At 35.3% G+C, this 12984-nt stretch carries 21 protein-coding genes; 18 read left to right on the plus strand and 3 right to left on the minus strand.

Annotated elements, in window-relative coordinates; translation table 11 throughout:
• Nucleotides 1–13: 13 nt before the first annotated feature.
• The 14 genes from AB5Z01_RS05370 (at nt 14) to AB5Z01_RS05435 (ending at nt 8612) form a co-directional block, all read left to right on the plus strand.
• A complete protein-coding gene (locus AB5Z01_RS05370; RefSeq protein WP_368365365.1) occupies nt 14–646 on the plus strand; it encodes a polymorphic toxin-type HINT domain-containing protein in 633 nt (210 codons plus the stop codon).
• A 39-nt stretch (nt 647–685) separates the two neighbouring features.
• On the plus strand, nt 686–1027 hold the full coding sequence (locus AB5Z01_RS05375; protein ID WP_038671371.1) for a DUF6572 domain-containing protein: 342 nt from the start codon (nt 686–688) through the stop codon (nt 1025–1027).
• A gap of 82 nt (nt 1028–1109) precedes the next feature.
• On the plus strand, nt 1110–1958 hold the full coding sequence (locus AB5Z01_RS05380; protein WP_195221498.1) for a polymorphic toxin-type HINT domain-containing protein: 849 nt from the start codon (nt 1110–1112) through the stop codon (nt 1956–1958).
• 14 nt (nt 1959–1972) lie between these two features.
• On the plus strand, nt 1973–2500 hold the full coding sequence (locus AB5Z01_RS05385) for a T6SS immunity protein Tdi1 domain-containing protein (protein ID WP_117925361.1): 528 nt from the start codon (nt 1973–1975) through the stop codon (nt 2498–2500).
• 42 nt (nt 2501–2542) lie between these two features.
• Nucleotides 2543–2737, plus strand: coding sequence for a M48 family metallopeptidase (locus AB5Z01_RS05390; RefSeq protein WP_195221499.1), 195 nt, complete (start codon nt 2543–2545; stop codon nt 2735–2737).
• A gap of 317 nt (nt 2738–3054) precedes the next feature.
• Entirely contained in the window at nt 3055–3213 is a 159-nt protein-coding gene (locus AB5Z01_RS05395) for a hypothetical protein (RefSeq protein ID WP_195221500.1), read from the plus strand.
• 304 nt (nt 3214–3517) lie between these two features.
• Nucleotides 3518–3859, plus strand: a complete 342-nt coding sequence (locus AB5Z01_RS05400) for a hypothetical protein (protein WP_195221501.1) — start codon at nt 3518–3520, stop codon at nt 3857–3859.
• Nucleotides 3856–4107 carry a hypothetical protein gene (locus AB5Z01_RS05405; RefSeq protein ID WP_038671438.1) on the plus strand — a complete coding sequence of 84 codons (252 nt, stop codon included), beginning with the start codon at nt 3856–3858 and terminating at the stop codon, nt 4105–4107. Before AB5Z01_RS05400 ends, AB5Z01_RS05405 begins: the two co-directional genes overlap by 4 nt.
• A gap of 150 nt (nt 4108–4257) precedes the next feature.
• Nucleotides 4258–4860 carry a hypothetical protein gene (locus AB5Z01_RS05410; protein ID WP_368365366.1) on the plus strand — a complete coding sequence of 201 codons (603 nt, stop codon included), beginning with the start codon at nt 4258–4260 and terminating at the stop codon, nt 4858–4860.
• A gap of 22 nt (nt 4861–4882) precedes the next feature.
• A complete protein-coding gene (locus AB5Z01_RS05415) occupies nt 4883–5764 on the plus strand; it encodes a hypothetical protein (protein ID WP_195221503.1) in 882 nt (293 codons plus the stop codon).
• Between the two features lie 131 nt (nt 5765–5895).
• Nucleotides 5896–6378, plus strand: coding sequence for a hypothetical protein (locus AB5Z01_RS05420; RefSeq protein ID WP_195221504.1), 483 nt, complete (start codon nt 5896–5898; stop codon nt 6376–6378).
• A gap of 131 nt (nt 6379–6509) precedes the next feature.
• A complete protein-coding gene (locus AB5Z01_RS05425) occupies nt 6510–6857 on the plus strand; it encodes a hypothetical protein (protein WP_195221505.1) in 348 nt (115 codons plus the stop codon).
• 3 nt (nt 6858–6860) lie between these two features.
• Nucleotides 6861–7415, plus strand: coding sequence for a hypothetical protein (locus AB5Z01_RS05430; protein WP_022287963.1), 555 nt, complete (start codon nt 6861–6863; stop codon nt 7413–7415).
• Nucleotides 7416–7706: 291 nt separating this feature from the next.
• The gene (locus AB5Z01_RS05435) at nt 7707–8612 is read left to right on the plus strand and encodes a DUF5104 domain-containing protein (RefSeq protein WP_195221506.1); all 906 of its coding nucleotides are present in this window, start codon (nt 7707–7709) and stop codon (nt 8610–8612) included.
• On the opposite strand, the gene AB5Z01_RS05440 is transcribed toward AB5Z01_RS05435, so the two are convergent.
• Complete coding sequence (locus AB5Z01_RS05440; RefSeq protein ID WP_117892445.1) at nt 8598–8807, minus strand: hypothetical protein; 210 nt, start codon at nt 8805–8807, stop codon at nt 8598–8600. The genes AB5Z01_RS05435 and AB5Z01_RS05440 overlap by 15 nt on opposite strands.
• A 194-nt stretch (nt 8808–9001) precedes the next feature.
• On the opposite strand from AB5Z01_RS05440, the gene AB5Z01_RS05445 reads away from it, so the two are divergent.
• Together AB5Z01_RS05445 and AB5Z01_RS05450 are read left to right on the plus strand one after the other, a co-directional pair.
• A complete protein-coding gene (locus tag AB5Z01_RS05445) occupies nt 9002–9580 on the plus strand; it encodes a hypothetical protein (RefSeq protein WP_287216366.1) in 579 nt (192 codons plus the stop codon).
• Between the two features lie 384 nt (nt 9581–9964).
• Nucleotides 9965–10384, plus strand: a complete 420-nt coding sequence (locus AB5Z01_RS05450) for a hypothetical protein (RefSeq protein WP_287216367.1) — start codon at nt 9965–9967, stop codon at nt 10382–10384.
• A gap of 195 nt (nt 10385–10579) precedes the next feature.
• On the opposite strand, the gene AB5Z01_RS05455 is transcribed toward AB5Z01_RS05450, so the two are convergent.
• Nucleotides 10580–10957, minus strand: a complete 378-nt coding sequence (locus tag AB5Z01_RS05455; protein ID WP_287216368.1) for a hypothetical protein — start codon at nt 10955–10957, stop codon at nt 10580–10582.
• 62 nt (nt 10958–11019) lie between these two features.
• On the opposite strand from AB5Z01_RS05455, the gene AB5Z01_RS05460 reads away from it, so the two are divergent.
• Nucleotides 11020–11895, plus strand: a complete 876-nt coding sequence (locus tag AB5Z01_RS05460; protein WP_287216369.1) for a hypothetical protein — start codon at nt 11020–11022, stop codon at nt 11893–11895.
• A gap of 13 nt (nt 11896–11908) precedes the next feature.
• Entirely contained in the window at nt 11909–12526 is a 618-nt protein-coding gene (locus AB5Z01_RS05465; RefSeq protein ID WP_287216370.1) for a hypothetical protein, read from the plus strand.
• Between the two features lie 146 nt (nt 12527–12672).
• Here the strand turns inward: AB5Z01_RS05465 and AB5Z01_RS05470 are convergent, their stop codons facing one another.
• Nucleotides 12673–12939 (minus strand): DUF1294 domain-containing protein, encoded by a 267-nt coding sequence (locus AB5Z01_RS05470; protein ID WP_287216371.1) that lies wholly within the window; start codon nt 12937–12939, stop codon nt 12673–12675.
• Nucleotides 12940–12984: the final 45 nt, after the last annotated feature.

Below are 12984 nucleotides of genomic sequence, written 5' to 3' on the forward strand. Positions count from 1 at the left end.
TGTTCATCTCACTGTGAACGGTGAAGAAATCGTTACAACTGTTGACCACCCGTTCTATGTAAATAGTCGTGGCTTTGTCAAAGCAGGAGAACTTGCAATCGGATATGAACTTCTTGATGTAAACGGAAATGTTCTTTTAGTTGAAAAATTTAATGTTGAGTTGACAGATGAACCCACTACAGTGTATAATTTTCAGGTAGAGGATTTTCATACATATCTTGTTGGTAGATTGGGTGTATTGGTGCATAATGCTAGCAAGGATTATTCAGGGAAAAAGGCTGAAACCGTTACCAAAAATCAAGAAAATGGGAAGAAGTTTGAGAAAGAACAATTTTCTAATTTGAAAGAAGCTCACCCTGAAGCAGAAACACAAGTTTCAGTAAAGCCAATGGATTCGAATGGAAATGCCATGAGAAATGGTGGAAATTACCTCGATGGTATTGCTTTAGATTCAGATGGAAATCCTTTTATTGAAGAGTATAAAGCGAGTCAAACTGCAACATACACATCTAATCAAAAGGCTAATGGATTTGATACAGGAGCTTTAAATAAAGATCTTGTAGTTACTGGAGAAGGTGGTGGTGTTTTTAAACCTGGAGATGTAATTCCTGAAGGTACACCAATCAATACGATTAGAGGTAAATAAAATTTCATTTAACCAAATTTAAAACAGGAAGTGAAATATATGGCTGTTACAGATGTAAATGTTATTGATGGAATAGCATTTGATGATGATAATAAAACCTTAATTATGGAAATATATGATCATTTACATTTTGAGGGTAAGTTTGAATTTGATCATATTGTTATATTACAAGATAAGCTCAATACATATTTGTGGTATATTGAGAGTAAGCAATATGCAGATATTTATCCAGATAAGCAATTTGATAATTTTGTAATAAATATTCACTTTCGTTATGAAATAACGGAAAATTGTAAGAAATATATTAATGTGTCAAATCAAAAATTATCTGTTTTGAATATTAAAATAGTATCATATTTGAATACGATTGACACTGAGTGACTTTAATGCGGCTTTGCATGAGAGTTCTATATACAATATAACTCAGACGACTATAGCAAGTGTAGCTGTTTTCACCGGCGGAATGAACAGCGGATTTAACAAGGCAGCTAACAGTGCAGGAGTTAAACCGTCATGTTTTGTGGCGGGAACGCTTGTCATGGCGGTTGCCGGAATGGTTGCTATAGAAAAGATAAAGTCAGGAGATAAAGTCATTTCAACAGACCCTGAAACAATGGAAACTTCTCCGAAAACTGTTCTTGAAACCTACATAAGAGAGGTAACAACGCTTGTTCATCTCACTGTGAACGGTGAAGAAATCGTTACAACTGTTGACCACCCGTTCTATGTAAAAAATCAAGGCTTTATCAAAGCAGGAGAACTAATAGTTGGTGATGAACTCCTTGATGTAAACGGAAATGTTCTTTTAGTTGAAAATTTTGATGTTGAGTTGACAGATGAACCTGTTAAGGTTTATAATTTTAAGGTAGAAGATTTCCATACTTATCATGTTGGCGAAAATGGAGTTTGGGTTCATAATTCGAATTGTAAGCTGATAAAAAATGATGACGGCACATATGATGCAGAGCTATCATATAAAGAGGATTGGACACCAGGGCAACGAGCAGAAGCTGATGCAAAATGTAAAGCGTTATCTAAAGCTGATACAGCAAAAACGATTCCAGAACGTGGTAGCACATCCGCTTCAAAAAAATACAAGAATGAGTATGGAGAAAATTCAGTTTTAAAGACACAAGATGTCGATCACACTATTGATTTACAACTTGGTGGAATAGATGATATCCATAATATGAACCCATTAGATAAAAGTGTAAATCGAAGTTTAGGAAGCCAGATAGCATATTTAATAAAAAATTTGGATTATGGGACAGTTTTAAGAAATTTTAAAATGGTAGATCAAAAAAATTTATAAGGTGGTAAAAAGAGATGTTTGAGAAATTTTATGATTTTGTAGGTGTTGAAAACAAAAATAATGTGACCGATATGTCTGGATTTATGGACATTTATGGCGGAGAAACATTTTTGAATGGTTTGTATCGTATACACAACAAAAATGATGTAAAAAAGTGGAATGAGATACTCAAGAGAGCTTTCCCTAAATTCAAAAATGGCATACAGGTATTCGGATATGATTGGTTAGGCAGAAATTTTGCACTGGATACGCAAAGAGATGTAGTCTTGATATTTGAACCAGGTACAGGAGAGATTCTTAACACTGGGGAAAACTTTGTGAATTTCCATGATAGTGAGATACCGCAATATCATGACGCTTGCTTGGCGTCTGAGTTCTTCAATGAATGGTTTGAGGCAAATGGCAATTTTGTTTTGCCTCACAATAAATGTGTGGGTTACAAAGTACCACTATTCCTCAATGGGGAAGATGACATAGAAAATCTTGAAGTATCCGATATGGAAGTATATTGGGAAATAATGATGCCATTAATGAATCTTTAATCAATATTGGCATATTTGATATCAATTTACGGAGGTGATAAAATGCCCACAAACCAAGAAAAAGTTTCACAGCTTTTGGCAGATTCGCACTTTGCGTTCATAAACAGCCAAAACAACGAATCTCTTCACTTAGCGAACGAGGCAATTAGGCTTGCTCCAAAAAATCCTGACGCTTATCAATGTGCAGGAGATGCGTATATGTCTTTGGGACAGTATTCGAAAGTAGTATATCCTTGAGTTTTATAAATAACAAATAAGGTGCTGGTGATTAATTATGAATGCAAAAGAAAATAATTCATTTGAGCATGAAGAATCAATACTAGAAGTAAAATACAACTGTATAAACTCTGACTATTATTGAGAGCAAAGACGATTTTTACGACGAGTACTACTACATGAAGCCCGAATATGAAAAAAGCCGTTGGGAGAAATTCAAGGACGGCTGCAAAAAAGTCGGCGAGTAGTGCAAGGAGCATTGGTAAGAGATTCTCATCACAGTAACAATTGTAATAGGAGCAGTATTAGCTATAGTTGCTGTTGTTGCCACTGGCGGAATGGCTCTTGTACCATTATTAACCACGGTGCTTACAACATTTGGAGTTTACGCAGGTCTTGCTACAACAATTGCAACGATAACTAGTCTTTCTGTTGCTGCAATAGCGATACTTTCAACTCTTGGATCAAGTACATTAAATATAATTGATACATGGTGAAATATTGATAATTCAGTTTTTAATACATTTCAAAATGTATTAAATTGGACAAGTACAATATCGAATTGTTTTTATTCCATTGGATCTATTTATAGTAGTGTAAAAGGAATTTCAAATGCTGATTTAAGAAATTATGGAAAGCAATGGACAACTAATCCTCAATTTCGTTCAGCCATAAGCGGTGCAAGTGAATATAATTTCACACTTAAATCTGATTCGTCAACTTTCTGGTCTGGAATTGGAGATGAGGGTATATGTAACGGAGATAGCGGCAAATTGTGCGGATAAAATGGGAAGATCTACTTTGGAAACAACTCTTTCATCGAAGGGTATTGAACTTCCAAATTGGGATGTTTCCAATCCTTCTACAATAAGCGCATGGAATAACGCTTCTTCCTCCTACGCAATGCATTCTTCAGGGAATGTGGAAGCGTTACTCGGAAATACTGTTCGATCAACCAGTGTATGGAATGTCTTTGAACGTACTATTTTAAGAATAAATCCTAATGTAGGAAATATCACAATATATACGCCTACTGCTGTTAATGTGATTACGCATACTACTCAGGTTGGTTCACTAATAAGGAGTTTGTTTATAGGAACTTCTCAAACGGGAATATTATTAAATGATTGGAATAAAAAATGAAAGAAATTAAAATTACAGGTACGAAATGGTATGTCGATATTGAGTACAAAGAGAATATCGCAAGATTTGGTGGGGAAATGTGCGTAGATGGTTTTTATGCAACAGTAAATAGTATATCTTGGATAAAACATCAAGAATATATCGAGAAGAATGAATTGACTGAACTTATCAAAGCGGTGCGAAAGCAAAATAAGAATAGTTCATTCAAAATTGAGTTTGTAAATGATGATGGAAGCGAATATAAATAATATTTGCTGGATTTTTTACCGGGTAAAGGAGTGGTTTATGAGATGCAATAATGAAGTATTTGTAAAATATAGAATAGATAAAAATTCTTTTTTTTGGGGGCTTCGGACATTAATGAAAATATTTTTGATGTTGTGACTATTGACTAAAATGTGGCTGATGCTATTGATTTTGCAATTGCTCTAAATGTGCAACATGGTTCTAATTATGAGAATATTGAATTACATTTTGGATTCTCACGAGAAGAGGAAAATCTTTTTAATGGGGAAAATTCTCCAACTGTTGAAGAGTTTAAAAGGAGAGCAAATGAATTTGGTTCGGAGGTTATGAAAGATTTTGTTCATGAGGCATTACAGTATGTTGAATTTAACGATAATTTAGACATTGTGGATTTTGCTAATGGAAGTACTGATAGAATGATATCCTATAGTGGAGATATTATTTCGACAAGGTATGACGATCAGGATTTTTTATCTGATATTGATCCGAATAATATACAGTATAAATTTGAGAACAGTAATTTTCTCAAAGTTCAACAGGAATATAATAAGGCTGTAATGGATGGCACAATCAATCCTAAATCGGAGTTCATATTAAATAATGGTGGTATTGATCAAATTCGCAATAATATAAATTACGATGTTAAATCTACTTTGGGTGCTTATATTGATGGTGAACTTGTAGGAGAAAAAAAGAAGAGAGCAGATAAATATAAACAGCATATTGATGCCTTTATAACATTTTTGCAAGATTAACGTAATGAGGGATTTGTTTATAATGAAACATAAAACCATATTTTCTACGATGATAATTATTACTTGTATTCTTATAATATTTTTGGCTATTGTAATAGGTTTCGGAATATGGTTCTTAAACAGTGATAATGAAACAGAAGCTGATTTACAGTGGAAACGAAAAACCATTAACGACTGTATTAATCAAACAAGTCAGAATTATGATGAGATACGTGAGTTGGTTTGTGATCCGGGTCCTGATGTTGCACTTTTGGGACACGATTATGATTTGCTCAGCAAATTAACGAATCTTGAAACAATTACTATTGTCGGAATCAGTGATGCTTCAGATGCACAGAACTTTTTTGAAGAGTTAACTAAACTAAAAAAATTAACTTCTGTTAATATTGTAGATTCACCTATTGGTTCAATAAGAAAGCTGGCAGATATCAGAAGTCTATCAAGCTTATGCATTAGATCAAATCCTTATGGGGGTGCTCGTTTTAAAATTGACGATATTGACTTGCTCGGAACAGAGGGAAGCTTCAAGAATTTAAAATCGTTGGAATTATACGATGTTCAAATTGAAACCTTACCGGATTTATCTGAATTAACGGAATTGAAATCACTTTCAATTTCAGGAGCTGATTTTACCAAGCTGGATGATGAAAGTGTTAATTGGGAGAATATTGTATCCCTCAATATAAATTCTACGAATATACACTCAATTGATAAAGAAATTATAAATAAACTTTATAATCTAAAAGCTTTAGATGTTTCTTATTGTAATATTACAGACATAAGCTTTGTGTTAAACTTACCAAAATTAGAAGAGTTCTCATATTTAGGGCATGAGACTCATGGAATTGATTTGAAATGCTTAAATGAACATCCAAATTATGATGAAGCTTGGATGAAAAATTAAATTTGATATTTTTAGCAGATATTTCAAAACTCTTCGCAATGGTCTTGTGGGTGGATATATAGAAGGTTTTTTTGAGAATATTGGTCAAGGCGGAATTGATGCAATAAAAGATTAAAGGAGTGAACTGTTGATTGAGAACTAAAAACAATTATTTTGAGATTAGACATAATGGATATGTCTTACTGTTTTTAGTAGTCGTACTTTTTTCTTTTGTAATTATACTTGAAATAATTGATTTTGTTGAACACTCTTTTAAAGCAAATTGGTTTATGTATATAGGATTACTTGTTTTTTGTGTTTTGCTTTCTTTTCCTGTATTATTCACTACTCTGAAAATTAAAGTACGAAAAGATGAAATAATGGTTGTTAAAACCTGCGGTATCCGAATAAAAATAACAACTGATGAGATAAAAAAAGTTACTATTATAAAACCGGATACAGTTGATCAAAAAACCAATATTGTTACACGAATAAAAGTATATGCGGGTATACGAAAGTTTTACGTAGACAGCAAAATGAAAAATTATGATAAATTCTTGAATTTCATAACAGAAAATGTTGATGACCAAATAATAGAATATAAGGTTAATTGGATTACAAAATCTAGACCTTAAAAATTGTAATCAGCGTTTGCAATGTTGACGATGTAATTAGTTCTATAAAAGCGTCTACACAGACTCAGGAAAATAAGATCGACGCTTTTGATAATCTCAAAAAAGATGTAAATGAGTTTGTTTCCGATGTTGTGCGTATCGACGGCGATGTCGCTGATGTTATTAATAAGAGCAAGAATGACTTTTATGAAAAATATGAATACTTAAAACCATATATTGAAAAAAGCTGGCTGGAAGAAAAATGGGATAACGCTTGTGAGTGGTGCAAGGAGCATTGGAAAGAGATTCTAATCACAGTAACAATTGTAATAGGAGCAGTATTAGCTATAGCAATGGTAACAAGTGTTTCAAAGCTAGCTGATTTTGGAACTAGCAATCAATTATTAATTAACATTCCAAGAACTTTTGAATTTACATCAGGTTTATCAGGTCTATTTTCATTAAATGGAAGCATCATCAATTGGTTAAAGGAGAAGTGATAATTGAAAATGCATATGGAATTTGTAACAGTAGGCAAAGCAAGTAGCGATAAAATTCATGTAAAATATAATGATAAAATAGCAACATTTCATGGAGAAATAGGAATAGATTATTTTTTGGTGCTTGCTAATAAAATAGAGTGGTATCCAAATAAAAAAGCAACAATTAATGAAAAAATAGAATTGATGACTATAGCAAACAAAACCTTTTTGGGTGAGAAACGGTTGTATTTTATAGCAGATGATGCAATATGGTTTGATTGGAAAGGTTCTCCTTTAATTGTTATAGAAAATAATATTATAAAATCAATAAAAATATCATGTGTTTGTGAAGTACTAGCTGAAGTTGATGAGTTTAACGATATTTCCGATTTTTGTTATCTAAAAAAATATATTGCTGAATTAAAAAAAGCAAAGAAACTTTGTAAAAAACACTCCATTAATAAGTATGATGGTTATGGACATAAAAAATTTTATTATAAGTGTACAAAATGTAGAAGTGTTTGGGCTTTAACAGAACCTGACGGCAATTTTAACGGAAGATTGGAAAAACTATAGGTTTATAGCTTTAGATACGATAAAATATATGATAAATTATATTTCCAATCAAAAGTGTGGAATTGAAAAAATAAGCAGTAAAATAGCGGAATATATTTTACGTTTTGATAGTGCTGATAAGAGTAAGTGCGTTTTTTACGATAAGTATGAATACTTAAAAACCGGATATTGAGGATGGAGAATGGCGAGATCATGTATGAGGCTTTCAGAGATGCGACTGACGGAACTGCAGGGTGGTCATTCTCAGATGAGACTTATACGGCAACATTAGACTGGAAGGAGAAATAATAAATGAAAAAAGTCATCAGCCTTATTTCGAGCTTAGCATTGGTGATATCTCTGAGTAGTTGTGCCATTAAAGAAACGCCTATCATAAACGGTGTTGAGTATAAATACAACGATCAGTTCTACGCAGATACGGTAGATCAATTATTGACATACATAGACGATGGGGATAAAGACGGCGTAAAATCCTTACTGTGTAACGGTCTGAAAAATTCAGATGGTATTGACGCTGATATACAAGCGCTGATTGATGGATTTGAAGGCGATATAATTCGCACGACAGAGTATGAAAAGGATACTGTGAGCGCCAGTTCTTCAGGAAAAAATTATACCAGTGCTTTTTTTTCCAGATCATTTTATATTATCACGGATAAGCAAAAATACGGGGTATATATAGCAGTTTGCCCCATCGATGAAAAGCATGATGATGGGGAAGATCTGGTCGGCGTTTATAACATATCCATAAATACTTTGGATTATGAGTCCGGTGATATCGAGTGTAATACTGCCAATACTATTGAAATTGCAGACCATAACTGCTGCGTTGCTTCCGGTTATGGCGACAGCAGCAGTTATATAGTGGCTCAGACGGGCAATAAGTACGAAGTTATAGATATTTACAGGATAATCAATCCTCAAAGTATTGTAAAATATAATGATATAACCGCATGGAACAGCAGAGATTTTCTGAGCTTTAAGGAAAAATTCGGCGCTCCGTATGCCGAATCTCTTGACAATGACAAGGAACATGTTTTAGCCGATGTATATATGTATGAAATTTCAGATAGCAATAAATATGCGATCGTGGCTGTTGGCAGAGATGACGGCTCGATCAATGCGCTGTCTGTTAAGGATATAGACAGCCGTTGGAGCGAAGATAATAAATATGAATATATTTTAGAGAATGAATAGATTAAAGGCAAGAAATAAAAAACAAATGAGTAGCGAAATAATTGGAACAAAATTCAAGTACACGGTATTAACATTGACACCGTTTTCTTCACACCATTTATGCACTGTAAGTCCGCTACTTTTCTGTGCCTGGATCTGGGCTGACCATTCAGTCAGGCGAAATTCGTTCTTTACCGTTGCAATCGTTGTTTTCATTATCTTTATCTCCACATCTAATTTGGTCTAAGCAGCTCTATAGACTTTTTGAGTTCGGATAATTTACTCTATGGAGTTGCTTGAAGTTTATTATACTTCTTTAGTCATCGGTGGGGTAGATGCGGAGGGTTTGACGGTTACATTCAAATTCACAACGTCAATGATAGATGATAATTTAGAAGATGTCCCCGTGATTGATACAAATAGATATACTTGATGTAAAAATAGAAAATGTTTATTCGTCGTTTGATGGGAAAGGAAATGTTATGAAATTAGAAAAACAAATTACAAATGAAGAGCTGCTTGAACTTACAAAAAAAGCATTTGAAAATAACGAGGTTGTTGAGTTCCTTTGCGGAGAGAAAGGATATGCTTGTCCTATAAGTCACTTTGTTCCAGCAAATGTACCAACGGATTTTAGTAGAATTATAGATTTTGGAGTATACAAACTTTATGAAGAAACTAAAAATGAAAAAATTGTTGCCAAATTCGAAGAAGCCATATTGTATCTTCTTGATTGCGATCCAGCAAAGAATTGGATAGCGTTTATGGTATGTTGGAATCAAATTAGGAATGAAAAAAGACACGAAGCACCATTTAAATTCATTAATCAAGAGTTAATTGAGAAATTGAAGGAAACGCTATTAAAACACGAAAAGGAGCTTCGTGTTTGTAAGGAATGGCAAGGTTGGAATGAAGAAAATGGGCTTTGGCAGGAAATCACAAGAATTAATAACATTGCAACTAAAAATTATGGGGTGAGTATATTATGAATATAGACGAAATATTTAGTAAAGGTGCATCTTATCTAATATCTGAAAAAAGGTTATGAAGACTATATTTCAGGCAAAGATGTTACATTGGGACGTCCTGTTGGAGATGATACTGTTGTTTGGGTTGCACCAAGTGCCGAAATTGATGAAGCTATAATTAAAACCAAATCCGGATGTTAACCCTAATATAGGAGAAATTGGCAACACGAATTCAATAAATGAAATCCCAACCAAACAATTAAATAATCTATATAATTCATTAGGAAGAGATTCTGAGTGCTTACGTTTCATTCATTGTATTTACTATACAAGCGCAGCAAGAGCTTTCATATGGGTTCTCTTTAAAATACCCTTAAATACTTTTATTATTGTGAGGTTTAGACTATGGCATTTGTTAATGAAAAGCTGACTCCAACGCAAAGAGAGGAACTGGCTAAGAAAAAGATTAAGAACCCATACGGGAGCTTTAGGGACACGACAGAAGGTATCATGCCTCTGTACTTAACTATTGACAAAAAATCTGAAACATGGTTAGCACATTGCTATAACCATCATGACACGAATAATGATATAGAGGAATTTATCTTTATGTATAAATCAAATCTGATACCTGTTCAAGCAATAAAGAGTATTCATGAACAACAAGTTTGTTGGAAAATAACACGTATTGATTTCCCGAAAGGATTGCTAAACGATAAAGAACACCTTCAAATTTTGTTAACTGACGCGTTCAAAGCTTACAACATATCCGGATGGCCTGGCGAAGAAAGTGGACAGACTAAGGTAATATATGGCTATGAGTAAGGAGGTGTATTGTAATGTTGACGTTATTGGAAGCATTAGATGAGCTCAATTCAAAATCAGAAAGTGAACTTACGCTTGATTATCTTGAAGAACTTGCTAAAAAGTATCTATCTAACCTGTGCCTCATTTAACGATTAAAGGCTCTGAGCTGACCTAAAATTGGTCTTATCAGAGCTTTTTTTTACATTATGCTTTTTAACGAAATGTCATTTTAGGTTGTGCATTTATTCTGGCAGAAGGACGCAGGCACAGAAACCGGGTCCGGGCTGATAGCAATATATGGGTGAGGTCTTTTCCGATCTCAGGGCTAAAATCCTTCAGCGTGTGCTTTGTGCCGTTGAGTGCTACATCTGCGTAAGATACCAGCCATTTTCGGCCTCCGTTGCGAAATACTTCATAAAAAGACCGATTCAGCATTTCTTCCACTGTCACACCCTCAACTACCGCCATCTCCTTGTTGCAGTAGCGGAAAATAAAGTCAACACCGTGACCATCTTCATCGAATACAAGTTCGATAACGCAGTAAGCCAGAGGCATTTCGTCCATAATACTGCACTTTTCGTAGAAACCCAACGGCGGGTCGAATTCTTCCTTAGGCGACGGAACGTCTAGCCCAAGCTCCTTACGCAGCCGTTGTGGATGGGCTGAATGGCAGCTTTGACAAGACCGAGTTTGATCTTGCTTCTGCAGAGAATACAACAATTGAAAACGCACCAACAGACACAACTGCTTTTGGCATTTCCGGAGGTGCGATCACAAAAGATCAGAAGATCGGTACTATTACAGTAAAGATCACCTCAGATACCTCAGACACCACTATGGTGAAAAATTTGGAGGATCGACGCGGTGTATTTGAAAATGGTGGCAAGGCAAAGCTAAACAACGATCTTAACGGAGCATACGAGATGCTGACGGTTTCGTCAGGAAAAGATCTGGCGTTTGATCTGAACAGAAAGACGCTGAGCGTCGAATCTATTTCACTCTCAAATGATGGCAACGAAACGCTGACGCTGAGCAACGGTACTATCGGTTGTTATGTGCAGATGAATGGAAGAGCTGAACAACATCTGATCGTTGACAATTGTACTCTGAATGGGTTGGGCGACAATAATAATTACTCAGATGTGACCTTGAGAGATTGTGTCATCACGAAAGATTGTTTTACCAGCTATGGCGACATTTGGAAATTCGAGGGAGTCAATAATATTACCGGAACAATGAAAGTTAAGAAAGATGTCACCATTTCCGGCGACTTTACGTTAGGGACGCTTAAAGTTCCCATGGTTACTACCGGTACGCCGACCTTAAAACTGTCGGGTAATATTCGGATAGGCAAATTCTCCTTTGATAGTGTTTATAGAGAAGAGGTAAAGATCATCTGCGGTGTGGGTACATATAACTTTAAGCCGGATGAATATGAAACAGGCAGATATGGCGGTATTCAACTAGCAGAAGGATGCACCGTCAGCGGACCTGATGAGAACGGCATTTACACCGTTACAGCGGAATAAGGAGGGCAGAAAAATGAAAAAAGTTATTATATCCATACTGTCGCTGGCAATGACAGCCTCTATGGCGGTCCCTGCCTTTGCGGACACCACTGCCGACGTGCAGGGCAAATATATGGCAGGTGCGGAATCTCCTGTAACTATATCCGCCGACATTACTTGGGAAGATATGACCTTCGATTACACCGAGGGCGAAAAGACTTGGAATCCTGAAACACATCAAGTCGATCAGGCAGACGGCAAATGGACCAGCGATACAAAGGCTATCACAGTTACAAATCACTCTAATGTGGGCATTATGGCGAAGTTTAATTTTGCTCCCGAGGGTGATATTGAGGGCAGTTTTATTAAAGACGGCACTTCAACTGACAAACTTGAGCTTGACACTATAAAGAATTTGGATGAAGGCTCAGCCGCTCCGTCTGACACGATAAACTTCGGTATTACTGGTGGTGCTATCAGTGAAAATTGCAAGCTGGGAACTATCACGGTGTATATCGCTCCTAATGACAACAGCAACTATATCTTCACGGAAACTGAACTTACTGAAGCCGCTGTAAAAAAACGCACAATGAAAGAAGACTGCTTTCTACCCCGGAAAAAAGGTAGAAAGCAGTCTTTTTTTGTGGTATAATACTATGCACTGTTTTGTATGTGTCAAGTTTTATTATACAGGATTAACTTTATTTTTCGCCAATAAGTTTACGCTGCTTTATATGCTTTTTACCAGAATTGGCATAAAAATTAGGCAGCCGTTACCGACTACCTAAAGAACTTATTCTATTCTGCAATGACCTTGTATATGATAAATGCCCATAGTGCAAGAGAAATTATCATCACCATATAAAAATACCAGTGTTTTGTTTTGTGACGGAAAAATTCCATGCCCAGAAATCCTCCTGCAAAGCCGCCAAGCAGGCTCAGACCAAGGAGCGTTTTCTCAGGTATCCGCCATTTGTGTGCTTTTGCCTTGTGCTTATCTGCACCAAAAAGTGTGAACGTCAAAAGGCTCATTGCGGAAAGATATATTATAATGTATTTCAGCATATCTTTGTCCTCATATAAACAAAGGGCGGAAAAGCTCCGCCCTTG

Origin of the sequence: Ruminococcus sp. RTP21359st1_H3_RTP21359_211015 (assembly GCF_040909065.1) — a bacterium.
Lineage (GTDB): Bacteria > Bacillota > Clostridia > Oscillospirales > Ruminococcaceae > Hominimerdicola > Hominimerdicola aceti.

Coding starts and splice junctions, on each gene's coding strand:
- AB5Z01_RS05375 (WP_038671371.1), top strand. CDS start 686: ATGGCTGTTACAGATGTAAATGTTATTGATGGAATAGCATTTGATGAT.
- AB5Z01_RS05380 (WP_195221498.1), top strand. CDS start 1,110: ATGAACAGCGGATTTAACAAGGCAGCTAACAGTGCAGGAGTTAAACCG.
- AB5Z01_RS05385 (WP_117925361.1), top strand. CDS start 1,973: ATGTTTGAGAAATTTTATGATTTTGTAGGTGTTGAAAACAAAAATAAT.
- AB5Z01_RS05390 (WP_195221499.1), top strand. CDS start 2,543: ATGCCCACAAACCAAGAAAAAGTTTCACAGCTTTTGGCAGATTCGCAC.
- AB5Z01_RS05395 (WP_195221500.1), top strand. CDS start 3,055: ATGGCTCTTGTACCATTATTAACCACGGTGCTTACAACATTTGGAGTT.
- AB5Z01_RS05405 (WP_038671438.1), top strand. CDS start 3,856: ATGAAAGAAATTAAAATTACAGGTACGAAATGGTATGTCGATATTGAG.
- AB5Z01_RS05415 (WP_195221503.1), top strand. CDS start 4,883: ATGAAACATAAAACCATATTTTCTACGATGATAATTATTACTTGTATT.
- AB5Z01_RS05435 (WP_195221506.1), top strand. CDS start 7,707: ATGAAAAAAGTCATCAGCCTTATTTCGAGCTTAGCATTGGTGATATCT.
- AB5Z01_RS05440 (WP_117892445.1), bottom strand. CDS start 8,807: ATGAAAACAACGATTGCAACGGTAAAGAACGAATTTCGCCTGACTGAA.
- AB5Z01_RS05450 (WP_287216367.1), top strand. CDS start 9,965: ATGGCATTTGTTAATGAAAAGCTGACTCCAACGCAAAGAGAGGAACTG.
- AB5Z01_RS05465 (WP_287216370.1), top strand. CDS start 11,909: ATGAAAAAAGTTATTATATCCATACTGTCGCTGGCAATGACAGCCTCT.
- AB5Z01_RS05470 (WP_287216371.1), bottom strand. CDS start 12,939: ATGCTGAAATACATTATAATATATCTTTCCGCAATGAGCCTTTTGACG.